General features: G+C 58.5%; 19 protein-coding genes. All 19 read right to left on the reverse strand.

Annotated features, from left to right (window positions below):
- Positions 1 to 56: 56 nt before the first annotated feature.
- The 19 genes from FE781_RS14840 to FE781_RS14930 all read right to left on the reverse strand — a co-directional run bounded on the left by FE781_RS14840 (position 57) and on the right by FE781_RS14930 (position 21,109).
- Positions 57 to 1,247: a murein hydrolase activator EnvC family protein gene (locus FE781_RS14840; protein ID WP_138790412.1), complete on the reverse strand. Its 1,191-nt coding sequence runs from the start codon at positions 1,245 to 1,247 to the stop codon at positions 57 to 59.
- A 65-nt stretch (positions 1,248 to 1,312) separates the two neighbouring features.
- Positions 1,313 to 2,230 carry a permease-like cell division protein FtsX gene (ftsX, locus tag FE781_RS14845; RefSeq protein WP_138790413.1) on the reverse strand — a complete coding sequence of 306 codons (918 nt, stop codon included), beginning with the start codon at positions 2,228 to 2,230 and terminating at the stop codon, positions 1,313 to 1,315.
- Positions 2,220 to 2,906: a cell division ATP-binding protein FtsE gene (gene ftsE, locus FE781_RS14850; RefSeq protein ID WP_138790439.1), complete on the reverse strand. Its 687-nt coding sequence runs from the start codon at positions 2,904 to 2,906 to the stop codon at positions 2,220 to 2,222. Before ftsE ends, ftsX begins: the two co-directional genes overlap by 11 nt.
- A 424-nt stretch (positions 2,907 to 3,330) precedes the next feature.
- Positions 3,331 to 4,746: an argininosuccinate lyase gene (gene argH / locus FE781_RS14855; RefSeq protein WP_138790414.1), complete on the reverse strand. Its 1,416-nt coding sequence runs from the start codon at positions 4,744 to 4,746 to the stop codon at positions 3,331 to 3,333.
- A gap of 677 nt (positions 4,747 to 5,423) precedes the next feature.
- The gene (locus FE781_RS14860; RefSeq protein ID WP_138790415.1) at positions 5,424 to 6,665 is read right to left on the reverse strand and encodes an argininosuccinate synthase; all 1,242 of its coding nucleotides are present in this window, start codon (positions 6,663 to 6,665) and stop codon (positions 5,424 to 5,426) included.
- A gap of 71 nt (positions 6,666 to 6,736) precedes the next feature.
- Entirely contained in the window at positions 6,737 to 7,699 is a 963-nt protein-coding gene (gene argF, locus FE781_RS14865; RefSeq protein ID WP_138790416.1) for an ornithine carbamoyltransferase, read from the reverse strand.
- 70 nt (positions 7,700 to 7,769) lie between these two features.
- Positions 7,770 to 8,978, reverse strand: a complete 1,209-nt coding sequence (locus FE781_RS14870) for an acetylornithine transaminase (protein ID WP_138790417.1) — start codon at positions 8,976 to 8,978, stop codon at positions 7,770 to 7,772.
- A gap of 29 nt (positions 8,979 to 9,007) precedes the next feature.
- Positions 9,008 to 9,799 (reverse strand): acetylglutamate kinase, encoded by a 792-nt coding sequence (gene argB / locus FE781_RS14875; protein ID WP_138790418.1) that lies wholly within the window; start codon positions 9,797 to 9,799, stop codon positions 9,008 to 9,010.
- Positions 9,800 to 9,812: 13 nt separating this feature from the next.
- Positions 9,813 to 11,030: a bifunctional glutamate N-acetyltransferase/amino-acid acetyltransferase ArgJ gene (argJ, locus tag FE781_RS14880; protein ID WP_138790419.1), complete on the reverse strand. Its 1,218-nt coding sequence runs from the start codon at positions 11,028 to 11,030 to the stop codon at positions 9,813 to 9,815.
- Between the two features lie 37 nt (positions 11,031 to 11,067).
- Positions 11,068 to 12,117 (reverse strand): N-acetyl-gamma-glutamyl-phosphate reductase, encoded by a 1,050-nt coding sequence (argC, locus tag FE781_RS14885; protein ID WP_138790420.1) that lies wholly within the window; start codon positions 12,115 to 12,117, stop codon positions 11,068 to 11,070.
- Between the two features lie 231 nt (positions 12,118 to 12,348).
- The gene (locus FE781_RS14890; RefSeq protein ID WP_138790421.1) at positions 12,349 to 13,221 is read right to left on the reverse strand and encodes a YitT family protein; all 873 of its coding nucleotides are present in this window, start codon (positions 13,219 to 13,221) and stop codon (positions 12,349 to 12,351) included.
- Positions 13,222 to 13,354: 133 nt separating this feature from the next.
- Positions 13,355 to 14,474 (reverse strand): peptide chain release factor 2 gene (gene prfB, locus FE781_RS14895; RefSeq protein ID WP_138790440.1). Its coding sequence is split into 2 segments (ribosomal slippage): positions 13,355 to 14,401 and positions 14,403 to 14,474, totalling 1,119 coding nucleotides; the frame shifts between segments, so codons are not numbered across the junction.
- Positions 14,475 to 14,584: 110 nt separating this feature from the next.
- Positions 14,585 to 17,098: a preprotein translocase subunit SecA gene (gene secA, locus FE781_RS14900; protein WP_138790422.1), complete on the reverse strand. Its 2,514-nt coding sequence runs from the start codon at positions 17,096 to 17,098 to the stop codon at positions 14,585 to 14,587.
- A gap of 168 nt (positions 17,099 to 17,266) precedes the next feature.
- Complete coding sequence (gene hpf / locus FE781_RS14905) at positions 17,267 to 17,827, reverse strand: ribosome hibernation-promoting factor, HPF/YfiA family (RefSeq protein ID WP_138790423.1); 561 nt, start codon at positions 17,825 to 17,827, stop codon at positions 17,267 to 17,269.
- 223 nt (positions 17,828 to 18,050) lie between these two features.
- The gene (locus FE781_RS14910) at positions 18,051 to 18,248 is read right to left on the reverse strand and encodes a cold shock domain-containing protein (protein WP_138790424.1); all 198 of its coding nucleotides are present in this window, start codon (positions 18,246 to 18,248) and stop codon (positions 18,051 to 18,053) included.
- 124 nt (positions 18,249 to 18,372) lie between these two features.
- On the reverse strand, positions 18,373 to 18,723 hold the full coding sequence (gene fliT, locus FE781_RS14915; RefSeq protein WP_138790425.1) for a flagellar protein FliT: 351 nt from the start codon (positions 18,721 to 18,723) through the stop codon (positions 18,373 to 18,375).
- Positions 18,701 to 19,099 carry a flagellar export chaperone FliS gene (gene fliS / locus FE781_RS14920; protein WP_138790426.1) on the reverse strand — a complete coding sequence of 133 codons (399 nt, stop codon included), beginning with the start codon at positions 19,097 to 19,099 and terminating at the stop codon, positions 18,701 to 18,703. The genes fliT and fliS overlap by 23 nt, the downstream gene beginning before the upstream one ends.
- Before the next feature lie 15 nt (positions 19,100 to 19,114).
- Positions 19,115 to 20,668 (reverse strand): flagellar filament capping protein FliD, encoded by a 1,554-nt coding sequence (gene fliD / locus FE781_RS14925; protein WP_138790427.1) that lies wholly within the window; start codon positions 20,666 to 20,668, stop codon positions 19,115 to 19,117.
- Between the two features lie 33 nt (positions 20,669 to 20,701).
- Positions 20,702 to 21,109, reverse strand: a complete 408-nt coding sequence (locus tag FE781_RS14930) for a flagellar protein FlaG (protein WP_138790428.1) — start codon at positions 21,107 to 21,109, stop codon at positions 20,702 to 20,704.
- Positions 21,110 to 21,113 lie beyond the last annotated feature (4 nt).

Genomic DNA, 21,113 nt, shown 5'->3' on the forward strand with positions numbered 1-21,113 from the left:
TAGGTATTATATGACAAGCTCTTTCTTTTTAACATGCTTCAGAACGCCCAAGCCGGTCAGGAACCCAGATAACTCATCGGGTTGACGGCCGTGCCGTTTTTGCGCACCTCGAAATGCAGATGGTTGCCCGTCGAATTGCCGGTCGATCCGACCTCGGCAATTTTTTGTCCACGGCTGACGACTTCGCCTTCCTTGACCTTCAACCCGCCGTTGCGGATATGTCCGTACAGCGTCATCAAGCCGCCGCCGTGGTCAAGGATAACCGTATTGCCGTACCCGTTCATCCAGCCGGAGTGGATCACGACGCCTTTCTCCGCGGCGACGATGTTCGATCCCGCCGGAGCCCCGATGTCGATGCCTTTATGCGTAGCCGGCTTGCCGGTGAACGGATCGCTGCGGGTGCCGAACGTCGAGGTGATGTTTTTCGGCGTATAGCCGGGCAGCGGCCAACCGAGCGCTCCGCCTTTGTAGAACTCCGTCTCCTTGCTCTCCAACTCGCGTTTTTTGCGCTGAAGCTCCGCCTTTCTCTGGGCGATCTTCATCATCGCGGCTTCCTGCTCCTCGGAGATGATGCCGATACGCTGAATTTCCTTGTCCAGCGACTGGATCTTAACGCGTTTCTGCTCTTCCTTGCGTTCGAGGTCCGCCTGAATGGCTTTCACCCGATCGGCTTTCGCCTGAAGCTCGTTCCGCTGCTTCTCGATCTCCTCCTTAGCGGCCTGGATCGTGTTGCGGTCGCGTTTGTTTTCCTCCAAAATCTGCTTGTCCGACATATTGATCGACGTCATCGTTTCGAACCGGTCCAGAAAATCGCTGAAGCTGTCCGCATCCATCAGCACGTCCAGAAAAGACATTTTGCCCGTCGTATAAGTGAGCTTGACGCGCTCCTTCAACACCTTGTCCCGCTCGGCGACCCGCTTCTCCGCCTCCGTCAATTCCTGCTGCTTCGCCTCAAGCTTTTCCGTAATCTCCTCGATCTCGGCGTTCAGCGCGTTCAGCTCGACTCCGGTTTTTTCGATCTCCGCGAGAAGCTGGGCGACCTCCTGCTTCGTCTTTTCCTTGTCGGCGGCCAGTTGCTTCTCCTGATTCTCATAATTTTTCAGCGCGGATTTCCCTTGATTCTCCTGCTTGGTCAGCGCGTCGATCTGACGCTGGATATCCTGCACCGTCTCGGCGAACGTAGACGGGGCGACGACAAACACTGCCAACGAAGCGGCCACGGCCAACGGCACCATACGACGTTTCAACGTTTCCTCTCCTTTCTGAAAATGCGATTGGTTGTTTCATGATGCGGCTTGCCGAACACAGCCTGTCATATTCTCACGAACTTGCGAATCGAAATGACGCTTCCCCAAATGCCGATCAACAGTCCCAATCCCAGCAAAACGCCGCTTAACTGCCAAGCGACTTCCGAGAACGGCACCAGCCTCACCAGCGACAGCCCCATCTCCAGATGCGCGAATTCGGTCAGCTTGTAATAGCCGGGCAGCAGAATCGCGATCGGGATAATCGAACCGATGAGGCCGAGCAGTGCGCCTTCGATAAAGAACGGCCACCGGATAAAGCTGTTGGTCGCGCCGACCAGCTTCATGATCGAGATCTCCCGCTGGCGGGCAAAGATCGTCACCTTGATCGTATTCGCGATCAGGAACATCGCCGTAAGCGCAAGCGCGACAACGAGGCCGAGGCCGACATAACGGACGGTCGCCGTCACCTTGAACAGCACTTTCACCGTGTCCCCGCCGTAGTTCAATTTGTAGATCGGCGGAGGCGTCTTGCCCTCGTTCAGGGCGAGAATCGCATCCGCCGCCGCCTGCACCTGCCTCGGCTCCGAGACTTCGATGGTGAAGGAATCCGGCAGCGGGTTTTCATCGCCCGTCAAGCTTTCGTAGGCGGAGCGGTTCTCGGGCGGCACCGACGCGATAAAATCGCGCATGCCCTGCTCCTTGGACACGAACACGACCTTGCGGACGTTCGGAATCGCTTCAATGCGGGCCTGCAATTCCTGAATCTGCTCGCCCTTCACCGAATCGTCGAGAAAGGCCCGGATCTGGACGTCGCTCTCCACCTGGTCGGCGAAGGCGTTAACGTTGACGGTCAACAGCAAAAACACGCCGAGAATAAACAGCGAGATGGCGATGGCGCTCGAGGAAGCGAACGTCATCCATCCGTTCCGGAGCAAACTTTTCCCGCCCTCCCGCAGGTGGCGGATTCCGGTGCTAAATTTCATAGCCGTATTCCCCCCGCTGCTCGTCGCGCACGATCTGCCCGTCCTCGATCGCGATGACGCGCTTGCGCATCGTGTTGACGATTTCTTTGTTGTGGGTGGCCATGACGATGGTCGCGCCCCGGAAGTTGATCTCTTCCATCAGCTTCATAATCTCCCAGGTCGTATCCGGATCGAGGTTGCCCGTAGGCTCGTCCGCGATAATGACGGAAGGGTTGTTCACGATCGCCCTGGCGATCGCAACCCGCTGCTGCTCGCCCCCCGAGAGCTGCTGCGGCAGGCGGGCGTGCTTCTCGGCGAGGCCGACCAGCGACAGCACCTCCATCGTGCGCTTCTTGATCAGTTTCTTCGGCGCTTCGATAACCTCCATCGCAAACGCGACGTTCTCGAATACCGTAAGTTTGGGAAGCAGCTTGTAATCCTGAAAGATAACGCCGATATTCCGGCGCACGTAAGGGATTTTACGCGGCTTCAGCTTCTCCAGGTTGAATCCGTTGACGAAGATTTGTCCTTTGGTGGGACGTTCTTCCCGGTAGATCAGCTTCATGAACGTGGACTTGCCCGCACCGGACGGGCCCACGATATAAACAAACTCGTTGCTGTTTACTTTAAGATTGATGCCGCGTAACGCGTCTGTGCCATTCTTGTAGGTCTTCCATACGTCGTGCATTTCGATCAATTCTATCACATCCATTGGTTCGGCCGTCGGACGGAGTCGAATTCCGTCCCGCGCCTGAATCTAGCTTTAAATACTTCGACACAAATGACGATTTTCCTTCGCAATGGGCGAGATTTCAACATTACAATTATGTTACGGGAATATAACAGCCTAAAGACGACAGGTATTTGCACCCAAAATCGCGCTCGTTTTCCACCATCCGGAATCGATCGACAAGCACACGACGTGGAAAATAAAAAAATCCATCGTTTCGATGGATTTCAACGCCGGGATATTATTAGGTGTCCTCTGCAACCTTATGCAAGCACCTTAAAACGTCAGCGGCATATGCCCGCTGCAAAAAAAGAAACGGCGCCTAGCGCCAATGGCGCTGCACACCGTTCCATAGTTCCCTGCGAATACGACTCGCAGTTACCCGCGTGTCTTATTTGTTTTTCTCCGTGTACTCCGTCACCCAAGCGTTTGTCCGGCCGATTTCCGCCTCGGCGGCGGCGATCGCGTCCAGCACTTGATTTTTGGCCGTGCCGCCGAACACGTTGCGCGCGTTGACGACCGACTCCGGCTGCAGCACCTCGTAGATATCCTCCTCGAACAGCTTCGAGAACTGCGTAAACTCCTCCATCGTCAGATCCAGCAGGAATTTGTTGTTCTGGATGCTGTACAGGACGATTTTGCCGATCACTTCATGCGCTTGACGGAACGGCATGCCTTTGTTCGCCAGGTAATCGGCGATGTCGGTCGCATTGGAGAAGTCGGTGTTGACCGCCTGGCGCATACGGCCGACATTCACCTTCATCGTCTCGATCATCGGCGCGAACAACTGCAGCGCTCCCTGCAGCGTGCGAACCGTATCGAACATGCCTTCCTTGTCTTCCTGCATGTCCTTGTTGTAGGCGAGCGGCAGCGACTTCAGCACCGTCAGCAGCCCCATCAGGTTTCCGTAGACGCGTCCGGTCTTGCCGCGCACGAGCTCCGGTACGTCCGGGTTTTTCTTCTGCGGCATGATGCTCGACCCTGTGCAGAACGCGTCGTCCAGCTCGATAAAACCGAACTCCGTGCTGGACCACAGGATCAGCTCCTCCGAGAAGCGCGACAGATGCATCATCAGGATGGAGGCGTGCGACAGGAATTCGATGATGAAGTCCCGGTCGCTAACGGCGTCGAGGCTGTTCGTATAGACGCGCTCGAAGCCGAGCTGCTCGGCCACGAAGTGGCGGTCGATCGGGAACGTCGTGCCCGCCAGCGCTCCGGCTCCCAGCGGAAGCGTATTGATGCGCTTGTAGCTGTCCTGCAGCCGTTCGATATCGCGCTGGAACATCGACACATACGCCATCAGATGATGAGCGAACAGAATCGGCTGCGCCCGCTGAAGATGCGTGTAGCCCGGCAGGATCGTATCCGTGTGCTGCTTCGCCTGCCCGATCAGCGCCGACTGCAGCTTCGCCAGCAAACCGACGAATTCCACTACGCGCTTGCGCAGGTACAGATGCATATCCGTCGCAACCTGGTCGTTGCGGCTGCGGCCCGTATGCAGCTTGCCGCCGACCGGACCGATATCCTCGATCAGCGCCTTCTCGATGCTCATGTGAATGTCTTCGTCCGCCACGATGAACTCGTGCTCGCCCCGGCGGATCCGGTTCAGAACGCGGTGCAGCCCTTCCTTGATCGTGTCGACGTCATCCTGCGGCAAAATGCCGCATTTGCCCAGCATCGTAACGTGGGCGAGGCTGCCCTGAATATCTTCTTCGGCCAATTCCTTGTCGAACGTGATCGACGCCGTATATTCCTCGACGAGCTGATCCGTTTTTTTCGTAAACCGGCCGCCCCATAATTTGCTCACTCGATCCGAACCCCCATCCATTGCTCATTCCTAGCAAATCCGACTCGCCAAGTCACGCTCGTCCGTTTTCGCAACGTTCGATTCAACCCCGCAAGTCCATTAGACATTTGACGCCCATTCGCGAAGCCTGTCAGGCAAGCTGCTTCCGGACGCCCCTGCCGTTACCGGCATGTCCCCGGCACCGCATGATGCGCCGCCACAAAAGCAGCACCGCCCGTACGGCTGAGGGCTCGTCCGAACGCAACCGTTTATCGGCCGCGGCTGCGCGTCTCCGGTTCCATTCAACTGCAATTATACACTTGATTGCCGCTGAAATGGCCAATACCGCCGGAATACCTGCAAATCTGCACTCCAAATTGCAAAACGAGGCCCACCTGCGGCTTTCATCGCATTTGAATTGTATTTTTGCACTTCAAAGCCGTCAGGATAAGCCTTTCGTTTTATTGAAATGTATTTTTGCAGTTCAAACAACCTCCGTGCGCCCATCCCGCCGCAGCAACGCCGCCAACCGGCTCGCCGCGCCGCTCTGTCACGCCGCTTCGCACCGGAATTCGACGCTCTGCTACTCCGCTCCGGGATGGGCCGCCCACAACGCCGCACCCTGTCCAGTCACGCCAAACGCCCCGCCCTGCGAGGGCGAGGCGCTGCCAGCGCGATAGACGAACAAGGCTCGGCCCTTATCGATTGTTGCGGTTCTGCTCGACGCCGGCGCCCACGCGCAGGCGCAACGCGTTCAGGCGGATGAAGCCCGTCGCGTCGCCCTGGTTGTAAGCCTTGGACGGATCGGCTTCCATCGTGGCGATGTCCGGGTTGTACAGGCTGACCGGCGACTTCACGCCCGCGCCGATGACGTTGCCTTTGTACAACTTCAAGCGGACCGTGCCCGTCACGTTCTTCTGCGATTCCGTCACGAGCGCTTGCAGTGTGAGGCGCTCCGGCGCAAACCAGAATCCGTTGTAGACGAGCGACGCGTACTTCGGAATCAGCGAGTCGCGCAGATGCATGACCTCTCGGTCCATCGTGAGCGACTCCATTTTGCGGTGCGCCGTGAACAGGATCGTGCCGCCCGGCGTCTCGTACACGCCGCGGCTCTTCATGCCGACGAAGCGGTTCTCGACCATGTCCACGCGACCGATGCCGTGCTTGCCGCCAAGCTCGTTGAGCTTCTCCATGACGCCCAGCGGAGAGAGGCGCTCGCCGTTCACCGCGACGCAGTTGCCCGCTTCGAACTCCAGCTCGACGTATTCGGGCTCGTCCGGAGCATCCTCCGGAGCGACGCTCAGCACGTACATATCTTTTACTTCGGGGGCGCTGGCATCGAACCACGGGTCCTCCAGCATGCCGCTCTCGAAGCTGATGTGCAGCAGATTGCGGTCCGTCGAATACGGCTTGGACGCCGTCGCCGTCACCTTAATGCCGTGCTTCTCGGCATACGCGATCATCTCCGCGCGTCCCGGGAACTTCTCCCGGAACTCGTCCAGACGCCACGGTGCGATCACTTCGATCTCCGGCGCCAACGCGGCGGCCGTCAGCTCGAAGCGCACTTGGTCGTTGCCCTTCCCGGTGGCGCCGTGCGCGATAGCGACCGCGCCTTCGGCGCGCGCGATCTCGACCATGCGCTTCGCGATCAGGGGGCGCGCGATGCTCGTGCCGAGCAAATATTGCCCCTCATAGAGAGCGCCGGCTTGGAACATCGGGAAAATAAAGTCCCTCGCGAACTCTTCGCGCAAGTCGTCGATATACACTTTGGACGCGCCGGTCTTCAGCGCTTTTTCCTCGAGACCGTCCAGTTCTTCCTTCTGGCCGATGTCGGCCGTAAACGTAATAATCTCCGCGTCGTACTTCTCTTTCAGCCAAGCCAGGATCACCGACGTGTCCAGACCGCCGGAGTACGCCAGCACAATTTTCGGTTTCGCCATGTCTCGCAATCTCCTTTTTCCTCGTCGCCTTGACGTTTATGCCGCCCCGCATCCGGCCGCCCGGGCGCCCATTATCCCATGGTCGCCGCCAGGATCGCTTTTTGCGCATGCAGCCGGTTTTCGGCTTGATCGAAAATAATCGAGTGGTCGCCGTCGATGATGCTTTCGCTGACTTCCTCGCCGCGATGCGCCGGCAGGCAGTGCATGAACAAGTAATCCTTCTTCGCGTATTTCACGAGCTCGTCGTTCACCTGATACGCGGCGAAGGCCTGCTCCCGCTGCTTCTGCTCGTCCTCGAAGCCCATGCTCGCCCAGACGTCCGTATAGATCACGTCGGCGCCGTCGGCCGCTTCCTTCGGGTCCCGTCCGATCCAGACCGAACCGCCGCTTTGCTCGGCCGCTTCCTGCGCCGCGCGCACGACCTCGGGATCGGGATCGTAGCCTTCCGGGCACGCCATCGCGAAATGCAGCCCCAGCTTGGCCGCGCCCATCATCAGCGAATGCGCCATATTGTTGCCGTCCCCGATGTACGCGAACTTCTGGCCTTCCAGCTTGCCGCGGAACTCCAGCACGGTCATAAAGTCGGTCAAACCTTGGCACGGGTGGGCCGAATCGGTCAGGCCGTTGATAACCGGCACCGTCGCTCCGCGAGCCAGCTCGATCACGTTGCGGTGAGCGTAGGTGCGGATCATGATGCCATCAAGGTACCGGGACATCGTCTGGGCGGTATCCCAGATCGTCTCGCCGCGGCCCATCTGAATATCGTTGCGGCTCAGGAACAGCGCCTGGCCTCCAAGCTGGTACATTCCCACCTCGAACGATACGCGCGTGCGGGTCGACGACTTCTCGAAAATCATCCCGAGCGTCTTGCCCTTCAGCGGCTGGTACACTTCGCCCGCTTTATGCTTCTTTTTCAGCTCGAGCCCCAAGTCGATCAGGTAGCGGATCTCCTCCGGCGTATAATCGGCCAGCGCGAGAAAATCGCGCCCTTTGAGTCGCGAGGCCATATCCTGCAAATCCGTTTCCAGTGCCATCTCTTGCGACACTCCTCTCTATCGTCGCGGGCGAGCCCCCCGTCCCGGGAGGCTGCGCCCGCCGTAATCGCTAACCGTTCGAACCCGTTGCGGCCGCCGCCGCTTCCGCGTGCTTCGCCAGCACGCCGGCGATCCGCTCGGCCGCGAACTCCAGTTCTTCCTGCGTGACGTAAAAATTCGGCAGCAGCCGCAGCACGTTTGGTCCCGCCGGCATCGTCAGCAAGCCTTCGTTCTGAAGATCGGCGATGATGCCGGCGACCGGCGTCTCGCAAGCGACGCCCACCAGCAGCCCGAGGCCGCGCACGCCCCGTACCAGCGGATTGCCCGCCAGCTTGGTCTCCAGCAGCTTGCGGAACGAAGCGCCCAACTCCGCGACCCGCTCCGGCAGCTTCTCCTCCAGCATGATCTCGATCGTCGCGATCGCCGCTGCCGTCGCGATCGGCGTGCCGCCGAACGTCGAACCGTGGCTGCCCGCGGAGAACGCCTCGCGAAGCTTCTCCGCGCCGAGCATCGCTCCGATCGGGAAGCCGTTGCCCAGCCCTTTCGCCAGCGTGATGATATCCGGCACGAAGCCGTAATGCTGGAACGCGAACAGCTTGCCCGTACGGCCGATGCCCGTCTGGATCTCGTCGACGATGACCAGCAATCCGTATTGGTCCCGGAGACGCAGAATCTCGGCCACGAACTCCGGCGTAGCCGGGTTGACGCCGCCTTCGCCCTGCACCAGCTCCAGCATGATCGCCCCGGTGCGCTCCGTCACGAGCGACTCCAAGCCCTCCACCTGGTTGTAGGGCGCATAGACGAAGCCCTCCGGCAGCGGATGAAAGCCGTCCTTCACCTTATCTTGCCCGGTCGCCGTCAGCGTCGCCAGCGTGCGGCCGTGGAACGATTGGTGGAACGTGATGATATCCGGACGAGCTTGGCCGGCCACCTTGGCATGATAACGGCGCGCCAGCTTGATGGCCGCTTCGTTCGCCTCGGCGCCGCTGTTGCAGAAGAAAGCCGCGTCCAGGCCCGACTCGCGGGTCAGCAGCTTCGCCAGCTTCTCCTGATTCGGAATATGGTACAGGTTGCCGACATGCCACAGCGTGTCGATCTGCGCCTTCAGCTTCTCGGACACGCCCGGGTGGCAGTGGCCGAGATTCGTCACGGCGATGCCGTTGACGAAATCGAGATATTCATTTCCCTGGTCGTCCCATACTTTGCCGCCTTGCCCTTTGACCAGCGTCAAAGGGAACCGAGCATAGTTGGGAAACAGCGCGCTTTTCCCTTCGCTCATCCGTTATCCCTCCCCAATGTCCAATCCAATCAAGCTTTTACGATCCGCGTGCCGACCGGTTCGCCGCCAAGCACCGCTGTCAGCACGCCCGGACGGGCGCCGTCGACAATGACGACTTCCCGGACATCCCCGGTGATGCATTGCACGGCCGCCTTCACCTTCGGGATCATGCCGCCGTATATTTCACCCGACGCGATCATCTCGTCGATCTCCGATACGGTCACCTGCGGCAGCACCCGCTTCTCCCCGTCAACCGTACGCATAATGCCCGGCACATCCGTGACCACGATCATCCGCTCGACGCCGAGGCGGGAAGCGACGGCTCCCGCCGCCGTATCCGCATTGATATTGTAGCGCTGCCCGCGGGCGTCGATGCCCACGGGAGCGATCACCGGCATATAACCCAGGTCGATCAGTCCCCGCACCAGACCCGCGTTCACGTTCGTCACGTTGCCGACGAGCCCGACCTCGTGCGCGTTCGGCACCGGCTCCGCCTCGATCAGCAAGCCGTCCACGCCGGACAGCCCGACCGCCTTCGCGCCGGCCTGCTGCACCTTGCGCACGATCTCCTTGTTGATCTGACCGGACAGCACCATCTCGACCACATCCAGCACCGCTTCGTTGGTCTTCCGGAGCCCGTTCACGAACTCCGTCTCGATGCCGAGCTTCTCCAGCGTCGAGGAGATCGCCGGACCGCCGCCATGCACGATAACCGGAATCGTGCCGCTCTCCTGGAGCTGCCGCAGTTCCGCGAAAAACGGCTCCGGCAGAGCCGCCAGCGTGCTGCCCCCGCATTTCATCACAAACCAGTTGTTCGCCATCCCGCGCTCCCCCTTACGTCCGGTACGCCGCGTTGATGCGCACGTACTCGTAGGTGAGGTCGCAGCCCCAAGCCGTCGCCCGGCCTGCGCCCATGTTCAGGTTGACGTAGATGGACACGAAGTCGCCCTTCAAATACTCCAGCGCCCGCTCCTCGTCGAAGACGACCGGACGCGATTGCTCCAGCACGGAGATGTCGCCGAGTCGGATATCGACGGTGTCGACGTTAACCGGCACGCCGGAACGTCCGACCGCCGCGATAATCCGGCCCCAGTTCGCGTCCGCGCCGAAGCAGGCCGACTTCACCAGGCTCGATCCGATCACCGTCTTCGCGATCGCCCTCGCCGCCTGATTGTCGCTGGCGCCGACCACCCGAACCTCGATCAGCTTGGTTGCGCCTTCGCCGTCGCGCGCGATCGCCTTGGCCAAATATTCGCCCACATAGCGGAACGCCGCTTCGAAAGCCGGCCAATCCCGGTGCGTTTCCCCCAGCGGCTCGTTGCCCGCGAGACCGCTCGCCATCACAACCACCATATCGTTGGTGCTGGTGTCGCCGTCGACGGTGATCATGTTAAACGTATCGTCCGTCACGCGGCTTAACAGCTTCTGAAGCTCCGTATGCGGAATCGCCGCGTCCGTCGTGATAAAGCCGAGCATCGTCGCCATGTTCGGGTGAATCATGCCCGAGCCTTTGGCCGCCCCCGCGATATGCACGACCGCTTCCCCGATTTGCACGCGCACGCAGACTTCCTTTTTCACCAAGTCCGTCGTCAGGATCGCCTGCGAAAAAGCGTCGCCCCCGTCCTTCGTCGTCCGCTCCGGCAGCTTCGCGATGCCGCTGCGCACGCGGTCCATTTTCAACAATTCGCCGATGACACCCGTCGACGCCACGCCGACATGATGCTCCGCCACGCCGAACGCCTCGGCCGCCTTGGCCCGCATCGTGCGCGCATCCTCTTCCCCTTGCTTGCCGGTGCACGCGTTGGCGTTGCCGCTGTTCACGACGAACAACTGCAGCTTGCCTTCTTGCGCGATGCTCTCGCGCGTCACCTTCAGCGGCGCCGCCTGGAACTGGTTCAGCGTGTAGACCGCCGCCGCCTCGGCCGGCACCTCGCAATAGATCGCTCCGAGATCGTTGCGCTCGGTTTTCTTTAATCCGCAATGAAGTCCGCCCGCCTTAAAGCCCTTCGGCGTCGTGACGGACCCGCCCTCCACCACCGTGAAGTGTGCCATGTCGCTCCTCGCTCTCCTCTGCCGGACTCTATATCTGTTACGGATAGACCGGCGTAAATGCCAGACCTTCCGCTTCGTCCCAGCCCATCATCAGATTCAGGTTCTGGACCGCCTGGCCGGCGGCCCCCTTCACGAGGTTGTCGATCGCCGACAGGATTGTAATCCGCCCCGTGCGGGCATCGACCGACAACCCGATATCGCAATAGTTCGAGCCCGCCACTTCTTTGGTGGCGGGGAACTTGCCCAGAGGGCGAACCCTGACGAAGCGGCGGCCCTCGTAATATTGGCGGTACAGCTCATGGACTTCGGCCTCGGTGCGGCCGTTCTCCAGCTTGGCGTAGATCGTGCTGAGAATGCCCCGGGTCATCGGCACAAGATGAGGCGTAAACGTCAAAGTGACGGGACGGCCCGCCACCCGCGACAGCGTCTGTTCGATCTCCGGCGTATGCTGGTGTTTATTGATTTTATAAGCGAAAAAGTTCTCGTTCACTTCGGAAAAATGCGTCGTCAGGCTCATCCCGCGGCCTGCGCCGGATACGCCCGACTTCGCGTCGATGATGATGCTGTCCAGATCGATCCAGCCCGCCTGAACGAGCGGCACAAGCCCGAGCGCCGCGCTCGTCGGATAGCAGCCCGGATTGGCCACGAACGAAGCGCCGTTCACGTCCGCGCCGAACACTTCCGCAAGGCCGTATACGGCTTTCTTCACGTACGACGGGTCGGCCGGGGCGTGCTTGTAATACTTCTCGTATACGGAACCGTCCTGCAGACGGAAGTCGCCCGACAGGTCGATCACTTTGAGGCCCGCTTCGAGAAACTTCGGCGCCGTTGCCGCGCTGACCCCGTGCGGCGTCGCCAGGAAGACGACGTCCGCTTTGGATGCCACCAGCTCCGGATCGACCGCGTCCAGCCGGTCGGTGATGATCTCCGTCAAATGCGGGTATCCGTCCGTATACAGTTGTCCCGCCGCGCTCGACGAGATCACCGATGTAATCCGGACTTTGGGGTGCTGCAACAACAATCGAATCAATTCCACGCCGCCGTACCCTGTCGAGCCGACGATCGCCGCTCGTATCGTGCCGCTCATGGCTGTCCCTCCTATGTATGCTCAGCGCCGTCTTCACGCCTATGCTCTATGAAAAAATGCCTCTTGCTTCGAAATTAATAGTAAGCTTTAACCGCAAACCACTCGCGTTACTGAATGATTATACAACCGAGAGAATAAACATTCAACAGGATGTTGAAGGATTTTTTCTTCCGGCAGGCGTTTTATCCGCCATTTTCCATCATACCACATCGGGGGGAGGGGTCAAGCGAATCACGCCTGCAGCTTGAAGCCTTCCCCCAGCACCTCCGTCGTGTCGCTGAGGATGACGAACGCCTGCGGATCGATCCGCTTGACAAGCGTTTTCAGCTTGACGACCTCCGTCACGCTGACGACAACCATCAGCACCGCCCGCTCTTCGCCCGTGTATCCTCCGACGCCCAGCAGCCGGGTCAATCCCCGGTCCAGATCGCGAAGCACCGCTTCGCTCAGCCGGTCCGTTTCCCGCGAGATAATAAACGCCACCTTCGCCGAAGTCCCGCCGAGCAGTTGAACCGCGTCGATCGTTCTGGACGTGACGAACAGGCCGATCAGCGCGTACATCGCCTGCTCCGGAGAGAAGACGAAACCCGCGGTAACGATGACGAGCCCGTCCATGGCGGCAATTGCCAAACCGTAACGCAGCCCCGTATATTTATGCAGAATTTGCGCTGCGACGTCCATCCCGCCTGTCGAACCCCGTCCGCGAAAAACAAGGCCGAGCCCAAGCCCGACTCCCGCTCCGCCAAAGGCGGCGGCCAGCAGCGGATTTAAGGTGAGCGGCTCCAGATTCCGGCTCAAATAAACAAATAGCGGCAGAACCACCGAGCCGTAAGCCGTCTTCACGCCGAACTTCCGGCCGAGCAGCGCGACACCCGCGATAAATAACGGAATATTGAGCGCCCATTGCACAACGGCCGGCTCCACGCCGAACGCGTACCTCAGGATAACCGAGATGCCCGAGACGCCTCCCGAGGCGATCCGGTTGGGATTCAGCAGCAAGTTGAAGCTTAACGCGACGCACAGACAACCGGCCGTTACCAACGCGTACTCCAGCCACAACCTGAAACGGACCGGCGTCGCCTCCCGCTGTTTTTTTGCTCTCATAAAATCGATCCTCTCGCTTGATGATCGCGCTTCATTATAGGATGGTCTTCTTCCATCCGTTTACTCCTCTGTCTGATCGGCCCGCCTTATAGAAAAGCCCCGTTCCCGCAGGGCCGGGGAACAGGGCTAAGGCTTAAGCTTGTTGCGTATCCGTTTGAATCTGTTTGCGCAGGTAAGCGTCGATAAACATATCCAGCTCGCCGTCCATCACCGCTCCCACGTTGCCGGTTTCCACGGACGTGCGGTGATCCTTCACCATGCTGTACGGATGGAAGACGTAGGAGCGAATTTGGCTCCCCCACGCGATATCCGTCTGCTCGCCGCGAATTTCCGCGAGCTGCTTGCGCTGCTCCTCGATCTTCAGCTCGTAGAGCTTGGAACGAAGCATTTTCATACAACGTTCTCGGTTGGAGATCTGCGAGCGCTCCGTCTGGCACGAAACGACGATGCCCGTCGGGATATGGGTCATCCGCACGGCCGACTCCGTCCGGTTGACGTGCTGGCCGCCGGCGCCGCTCGCGCGGTACGTGTCGATCTTCAAGTCCTCCGGACGAATTTCGATTTCGATATCGTCGTCGATCTCCGGCACAACGTCGCAAGACACGAACGACGTATGGCGGCGGCCCGACGCGTCGAACGGGGAGATCCGCACCAGCCGGTGGACGCCTTTCTCGGCTTTCAGGTAGCCGTAGGCATTGTATCCCTTGATCAACAGCGTTACGCTCTTCACGCCCGCCTCGTCGCCGGGCAGGTAATCGAGGACCTCGACCTGGAAGTTGTGCTTCTCGGCCCAACGGCGGTACATGCGGAGCAGCATCTCCGCCCAATCCTGGGATTCGGTGCCGCCGGCGCCCGGATGAAGCTCCAGAATGGCGTTCAGCCGGTCATACGGCTGATTGAGCAGCAGTTGCAGCTCGAATTTCTCCAGCTTGGCGATCAGTTCCTTGACGCTTGACTCGAGATCTTGGACCAGACTTTCGTCGCCTTCCTCCTCGGCCAGCTCAAGCATAACCTCCAGGTCGCTGTGCTCGCTCTCCAGCGCTTTAAACTGCTCGACAACGGACTTGACGGCATTAAGCTCGGCGATCAGCTTCTGGGCGCGTTCGTTATCGTCCCAGAAGTCGGGAGCCGACATTTTCTCTTCGTAATCCGCGATCTGCTCCAGCTTGTAATCTAAGTCAAAGAGACCCCCTGAGCTCGGAGATCCGTTTGGATGCGTCCTTTATTTGGTTTTTCACTTGCGAGTCGATCATCATGTTTCCCTCCACCGTAAGTTTCAGCTTTTCCTTGATCATGCCAAGCGCCGCCGGTCCTCAGACCGGCAGCGCCGTAGGGTCGAACGGGCGGACGAACAAACCGCTCGTCAATCTTCCTTGCCGTGGCACTGCTTGAACTTTTTGCCGCTGCCGCAAGGACACAGATCGTTGCGTCCGATCCGGTTCCCGGTATGGCGAACCGGCTTTCTCGCCGCTTCTCCGGCCTTCGGATCGACCGCTTGCCCTTCCGCCACCGCTTGCCGTTCGATGTTCGCTTCGACGGTGGCCTTCATGATGTAACGGGCAACCTCTTCCTGGATCGATTCGATCATCTCCTGGAACATCTCGAAGCCTTCGAACTGGTATTCGCGCAGCGGATCGGTGCCGCCGTACGCCCGCAGATGAATGCCCTGGCGCAACTGATCCATCGCGTCGATATGGTCCATCCATTTGCTGTCCACGGCGCGCAGCACGACCACTTTCTCGAATTCGCGCATCATCTCCGGGGACATTTGCGCTTCCCGCTCGTCGTAGTGAGCCAAGACGCGCTCTTTGATGAACTCGATAATCTCTTCGCGCTCTTTGCCCCACAGATCGTCGGCGGTCAGTGTGTCGTCCGGCAGCAGGTTCGCGTGGCAGTAATTGACGATCTCCTGCAGTTCCCATTCCTCCGGCACGACTTCTTCCGGACAGTGCGCCGCCACGACTCTCTCGATCACCGGCACGATCATGCCGATGACCACTTCGCGGATATTCGGCGCTTCCAGCACTTCGCGGCGCTGTTTGTAGATGATTTCCCGCTGCTGGTTCATCACGTCGTCGTACTGGAGGACAACCTTCCGGATGTCGAAGTTGTTGCCCTCGACGCGCTTCTGGGCCGATTCGATCGAGCGGGTAATCAGCTTGCTCTCGATCGGCTGGTCTTCTTCGAAGCCCATCCGTTCCATGAGCCCCATGATATTATCCGCTCCGAAGCGGCGCATCAATTCGTCTTCCATCGAGAGGAAGAACTGGCTCGAGCCCGGGTCGCCCTGACGGCCGGCGCGCCCGCGCAACTGGTTGTCGATCCGGCGGCTCTCATGTCTCTCCGTCCCTATAATATGCAGCCCGCCAAGTTCGGCCACGCCTTCACCCAGCACGATATCCGTACCCCGGCCGGCCATGTTCGTCGCGATCGTCACCGCTCCGCGTTGGCCCGCTTGCGCGACGATCGCCGCTTCCTCGGCGTGGAACTTCGCGTTCAGCACTTTATGCGGAATGCCTTTGCGTTTCAGCATTTCGGACAGCAGCTCCGACGTTTCGATCGACGCCGTTCCGACCAGCACCGGCTGCCCGGTGGCGTGGCGCTGGACGATCTCGTTCACCACGGCGCGGAATTTGCCCGCCTGCGATTTGTAGACGACGTCCGGTTTATCCACGCGGATCATCGGACGGTTCGTCGGGACGACAATCACGTCGAGTCCGTAGATTTTCTTGAACTCTTCTTCCTCTGTCTTCGCCGTACCGGTCATGCCGGCCAGCTTGCGGTACATCCGGAAGTAGTTTTGCAGCGTGATCGTCGCCAGCGTCATGCTCTCGTTCTGCACCTTGAGATTTTCCTTGGCTTCGATCGCTTGGTGCAGCCCGTCGCTGTAACGGCGGCCGTGCATGATCCGTCCCGTAAATTCATCGACGATCAACACCTCGCCGTCCTGCACGACATAGTCGACGTCTCTGCGCATAATGGCGTGCGCCTTGAGCGCTTGCGAGATATGATGATTCAACAGCACATGCTGATGATCGAACAGATTGTCGATGCCGAACATCTTCTCCGCCTTCTCGACGCCGGCTTCCGTCAGCGAGACGGCACGCACCTTGATGTCGATCGTGTAGTCGACATCCTTCTCCAGCGTGCGCACGAAACGGTCGGCCATATAGTACAACTGCGTCGATTTGGCGGCTTGTCCGGAGATGATCAGCGGCGTCCGCGCTTCGTCGATCAGGATCGAGTCCACCTCGTCGATGACGGCGAAATGCAGCGGGCGCTGCACGATCTGCTCTTTGTACAGCACCATGTTGTCGCGCAAATAATCGAATCCGAATTCGTTGTTCGTTCCGTACGTGATGTCGCAAGCATAAGCTTGCTGTTTTTCTTGCGGAGACATGCCGTTCAGGTTCAGTCCTACCGTCATCCCGAGGAACGAGTAGACTTGTCCCATCTCGGTGCTGTCCCGTTGGGCCAAGTATTCGTTGACGGTCACGACATGGACACCTTTCCCGGCCAGCGCGTTCAGATAGACCGGCAGCGTGCCAACCAGCGTCTTGCCTTCGCCTGTACGCATCTCGGCGATCTTGCCTTCGTGGAGCACCATGCCCCCGATCAACTGGACGTCGTAGTGCCGCTTGCCCAGGACCCGACGGGACGCCTCGCGCACCGCGGCGAACGCTTCCGGAAGCAAGTCGTCAAGCGTCTCGCCTTTCTCCAGACGGTCGCGGAATTCGGCCGTCTTGCCGCGCAGCTCCTCGTCGGACAGCGCCTGCATGGACGGTTCGAGCGAATTGATATGCTCCACCGTTTTGCTAAGCCGCTTGATTTCCTTTTCATTCGTATCGCCGAATAATTTCTTCACGAGACCTAACATGGCGAATCTCCTTTCGCGCCTATCCGAACTCAGGTCATCTAGTGACGCCATAACCTAAATTGTAACAGTTTGCAAGATGCGCCGCAACAAGCGGGAGCGAATTGGGTATCTTTACAATTGGAAAACCCCGGCGCTTCTACGCCGGGGCCGCACGTTTACGGTCGATGCTTAACGTTGGGGCTCGATCAGCCCGTATTTGCCGTCGCTGCGCTTGTAGACGACATTCACCTCGTTGGTTTCGATATTGGCGAATACGAAGAAGTTATGTCCCAGCATGTTCATTTGAAGAATCGCTTCGTCTACGTCCATCGGCTTCAGGTTAAACCGCTTCGTACGGACGAGAGCGTATTCGTCTTCCTCTTCTTCATCAGGCAAAGTCGCCACCGCCCCGGTGTCCGGAAAGTCGCGGAACAGGCCGCGCGCCCCCTCCTTGCGGTAGCGCCGATTGATTTTCGTCTTATGCTTGCGAATTTGCCGTTCCAGTTTCTCAACCACGAGGTCGATCGACGCATACATGTCGTCGCTCCGCACCTCCGCGCGCAGGAGCACGCCCGGCAGCGGGATCGTCACCTCGACGCTTTGGAGATTTTTGACGACGGACATCGTCACGTTGACCTCGGAAGTAAGTGGAGCTTCAAAATAACGTTCCAACTTTCCAATCTTCTTCTCCGCGTACTCTCTAAGCGATTCGGTCACTTCAAGATGTTGGCCGCGAATAACGAATTTCATGGCAAGTGTCAGCTCCTTTCGACTGACCTTATTATACCACATCCTGGGCCTGTCTCTTGAAGCGAATTTATAGAGTTTTCAGAACTTTCACAATCTTGTCCATCTGAGCTTTACATCGCGCAGTCCCCCGAAACGAAGCAAACCCCCCAGAAGCTTACGCTTCCGGGGGGTTCTGCTACCGTTTCATTGTAACCATCTATAGTGGGCCTCTCGGCCGGGATGATTATAATTTTACGACGTTAGCAGCTTGCGGTCCGCGAGTTCCTTCGACGATGTCGAATTCAACGGCTTGGCCTTCTTCGAGGGTTTTGAAGCCTTCAGCCTGGATGGCGGAGAAGTGAACGAATACGTCGCCGCCGTCTTCACGCTCGATAAAGCCATAGCCTTTCTCGGCGTTGAACCACTTTACACGTCCTTGCATGTAACACATTCCCTTCGTGTTCAAATGAAGCAGGTCGATGCCTGCAAGATGAATATATCATCGCTGGAGGTGATTGTCAATTGTCTTTTGTAAACGTTTACGACCAGACCCTTCCATGGAAGCTTCAGTATCTGCGATCAAAAAATACACTTTCCTCCTCATACTGAGGCTGGTAAGCGGAAGCCTGTTTGCGTGCGGCTTGCTGCTTGGCTATCTCTCGGCCTGCCTCGTCCCGCAGCCTCTCCATCCGGTCCATGAGGACGGCATCCAATCTTCTCAACCGCTCCGCGTTCTCCCGATGGCGTTCGCGGAATTCTGCGGTTTCCGCCGCCGAGACGACCGCTTCGACCAGCGGCTGGCGGTCGGCAACAAACTGTTCGAGCTCCTCCGCCGTCGCTTCCTCCAGCCGATCCACCATTGCCGACGTAAGCGCCAGAAGCTCCTCGACCGCCTTATCCGCGCAGGGCTCCCGCACTCGCCGCCGCCACCTTTCGCGCCGCCTCTGCCCACGTCTCCCGAAGCTCCGTCAAATAACCGAGAACTTCCTCGGCCGGTTCGGTGTTCTTCTTCACGTTGGCCTCCGTCAGGCGGCGGTTCATATAGTTGTACAAACTCAACAGGCTCTGCGCAATATCCGCAGATTTGTCGAGAGTAATAATAAACTCGTTGATAATCGCTTGCGCTTTGCAGAGATGGGTGCTCGCCTGCTGGTATCTCTTATTCTTGATATCCTCGATGCCGGACCTCGTAAACCGGATCGCCCCGTCATACAGCATCAGCAGCAATTGGGCGGGACTTGCGGTATTCACAGAGTTTTGAGCGTAAATATTGCGTGGGTGGTGCTGAAGCATGCAGGTTCCCCCTAATTATTGTCCTCCACCAAACGCGCCAAACAACTGGGATTGCTGCGCCGCCATTTGGGACATCGCCCTCTCCATGGCCGCGAACTGCTTGTAGTATTTGTCCTCAAGCTTTTTCAGATAAACTTCTCTTTCCTCCAGCTTCCGGTTCAACAGTTTCAATTCGTTGCCGAGCAGGCTGAGACTCTCGTCATCGTCAGTCGAGTTCGGATTCCCGGCCTTCTGTGTCAGGTTGTCAATGGCCGTTTTCATATCCCGATACATGCGAACGGCAATACCGTCTTGCTTATCTGCCCCCGTGCCGTGATTAAAGATGGCGATTACGGAGTCCAGATCGGTTCGAATCGCTTCGCGCAATTTCGCTTCGTCGCCCAACACGAGATTGCCGTTTTCTTTGCTGCCTTTAACATACGGGGTGGTCTCGATCCCGATCGAGGCCAAGGACCGGTACGTGGAGCTGCCCGTGTCCACCTCGCTGGCAACGGCCATTCTCATGCTGGTAGCCAGGCTGGACAAAATATTATCGTTGCGCAGCAGACCGGCCCGGGCGAATTTTTGCCACTCATCGATATCTTCGCCCTCCTCCTTGAAGGCCTTCTTCTGTTCGGCCGTCAGAGGGTCGTAACCGCGTTTTTTCTTTTCGTTTGTTTTCTCCTGAATGGAGCTCAGCACATCATTGTAGTCTTTGATGAACGCCTTGATCTTCTCGACGATCGCGTCCTCGTCGACGGATGTCGACACGGTTGATATACCGGTCTTCTGAATGGACAGCGTAACGTCCTTCGCCGTAATGGTGTTGCTATTGCTTACGATATTTTCTACCGTGGTCAGCCCGTTAATGGTTGACGTTACGGTCGCTTTGGCTTGTTGGGCTGCGGTATGCGTAGCCGTGCCGACCATGAAGGTATCGACTAAAAACGATTCCGATCCGAACACGATGGTATCGCCGTCGACCGTCTTGTCGTTGTTCGTGTCAATTAACCCGGTTTCATCCGCGCTGAATGCCAGCCGTCCGCTCGCCGAATCGAAATATACGTTCGTATTCGTCTCGTTATTGATCCGCGTGATCAACTGATTCAGCGTGGTTGTTGCGCTGTCGAACGAAATGGACTTACCGTTAATGGTAAAGCTGTAAGTCGTCCCGGAGTCCGGGGTGGCTGCGGCCAGCTTGCCCGTATCCATCAAATCCTTGATGGTTTTGTTGGCATCGATCCCCGTTCCGATCGAACCGGTAACGGCCGTTGCGGCCGTTGCCTTCTGCGTGACGTTGATCTCTAAGGAGCCGGTAAAACTTCCTTTGGCTGAAACCGCCGTTACGGAATCTCCTGATGTCACCGTAGCTTTTTTGGCTTGGAAGGTCCCTTGCAGCGTAAAGTCGAACAACTTGTTGCGGAACTGATAAATCTTCGTATTCAGCGTCCGGTAATCCTCGCGCTTCCACTCCATCAGCTGTTTCTTTTGATAAAGCTTGTCAATAGGCGCGCGCTGGGCCTTCATCAAATCGGATACGATCGTATCGATGTCCATCCCGCTGCCCAAACCCGTAATTCGCATCGGCATCCGCTTGCGACCTCCTCTCCGTTATCTCCTTGCTTAACGCCGCTCGTCCACAAACAGTCCGGCCATTTCCTGCAGCTTCGCCAGCAGATCGAGCGTTTTTTCCGGCGGAATCTCCCGGATGATTTCCCCGGTCTCCTTGTCCTTGACCTTCACCATAATTTCCTTGGTCTGGTCGTGAATCGAAAAGTCCAAGCTGGTCAAATGGCCCTTCACGGCTTCAATCGCCTTCTCAATAGCCTTGACGAGATGCTCCTGTCCAACAGACAAGTGCTCGCCCTTTTGCTCCGCCTGCTTCAACTGCTTCGCGTTTAAGCTGGACTGCTCCTCGTTCGTCTGCCCGCGATCCGTCTGGACCGGAGCCGCCTTGGAGACGCGCTCCGCCCGCTCAAAATCGGCGGCCTTCGCTCCCGCAACCCCGCCCGTCGAATGAATGGAACTCATGTAC

This window comes from Paenibacillus thermoaerophilus (assembly GCF_005938195.1).
In the GTDB taxonomy this organism is placed as follows: domain Bacteria; phylum Bacillota; class Bacilli; order Paenibacillales; family Reconciliibacillaceae; genus Paenibacillus_W; species Paenibacillus_W thermoaerophilus.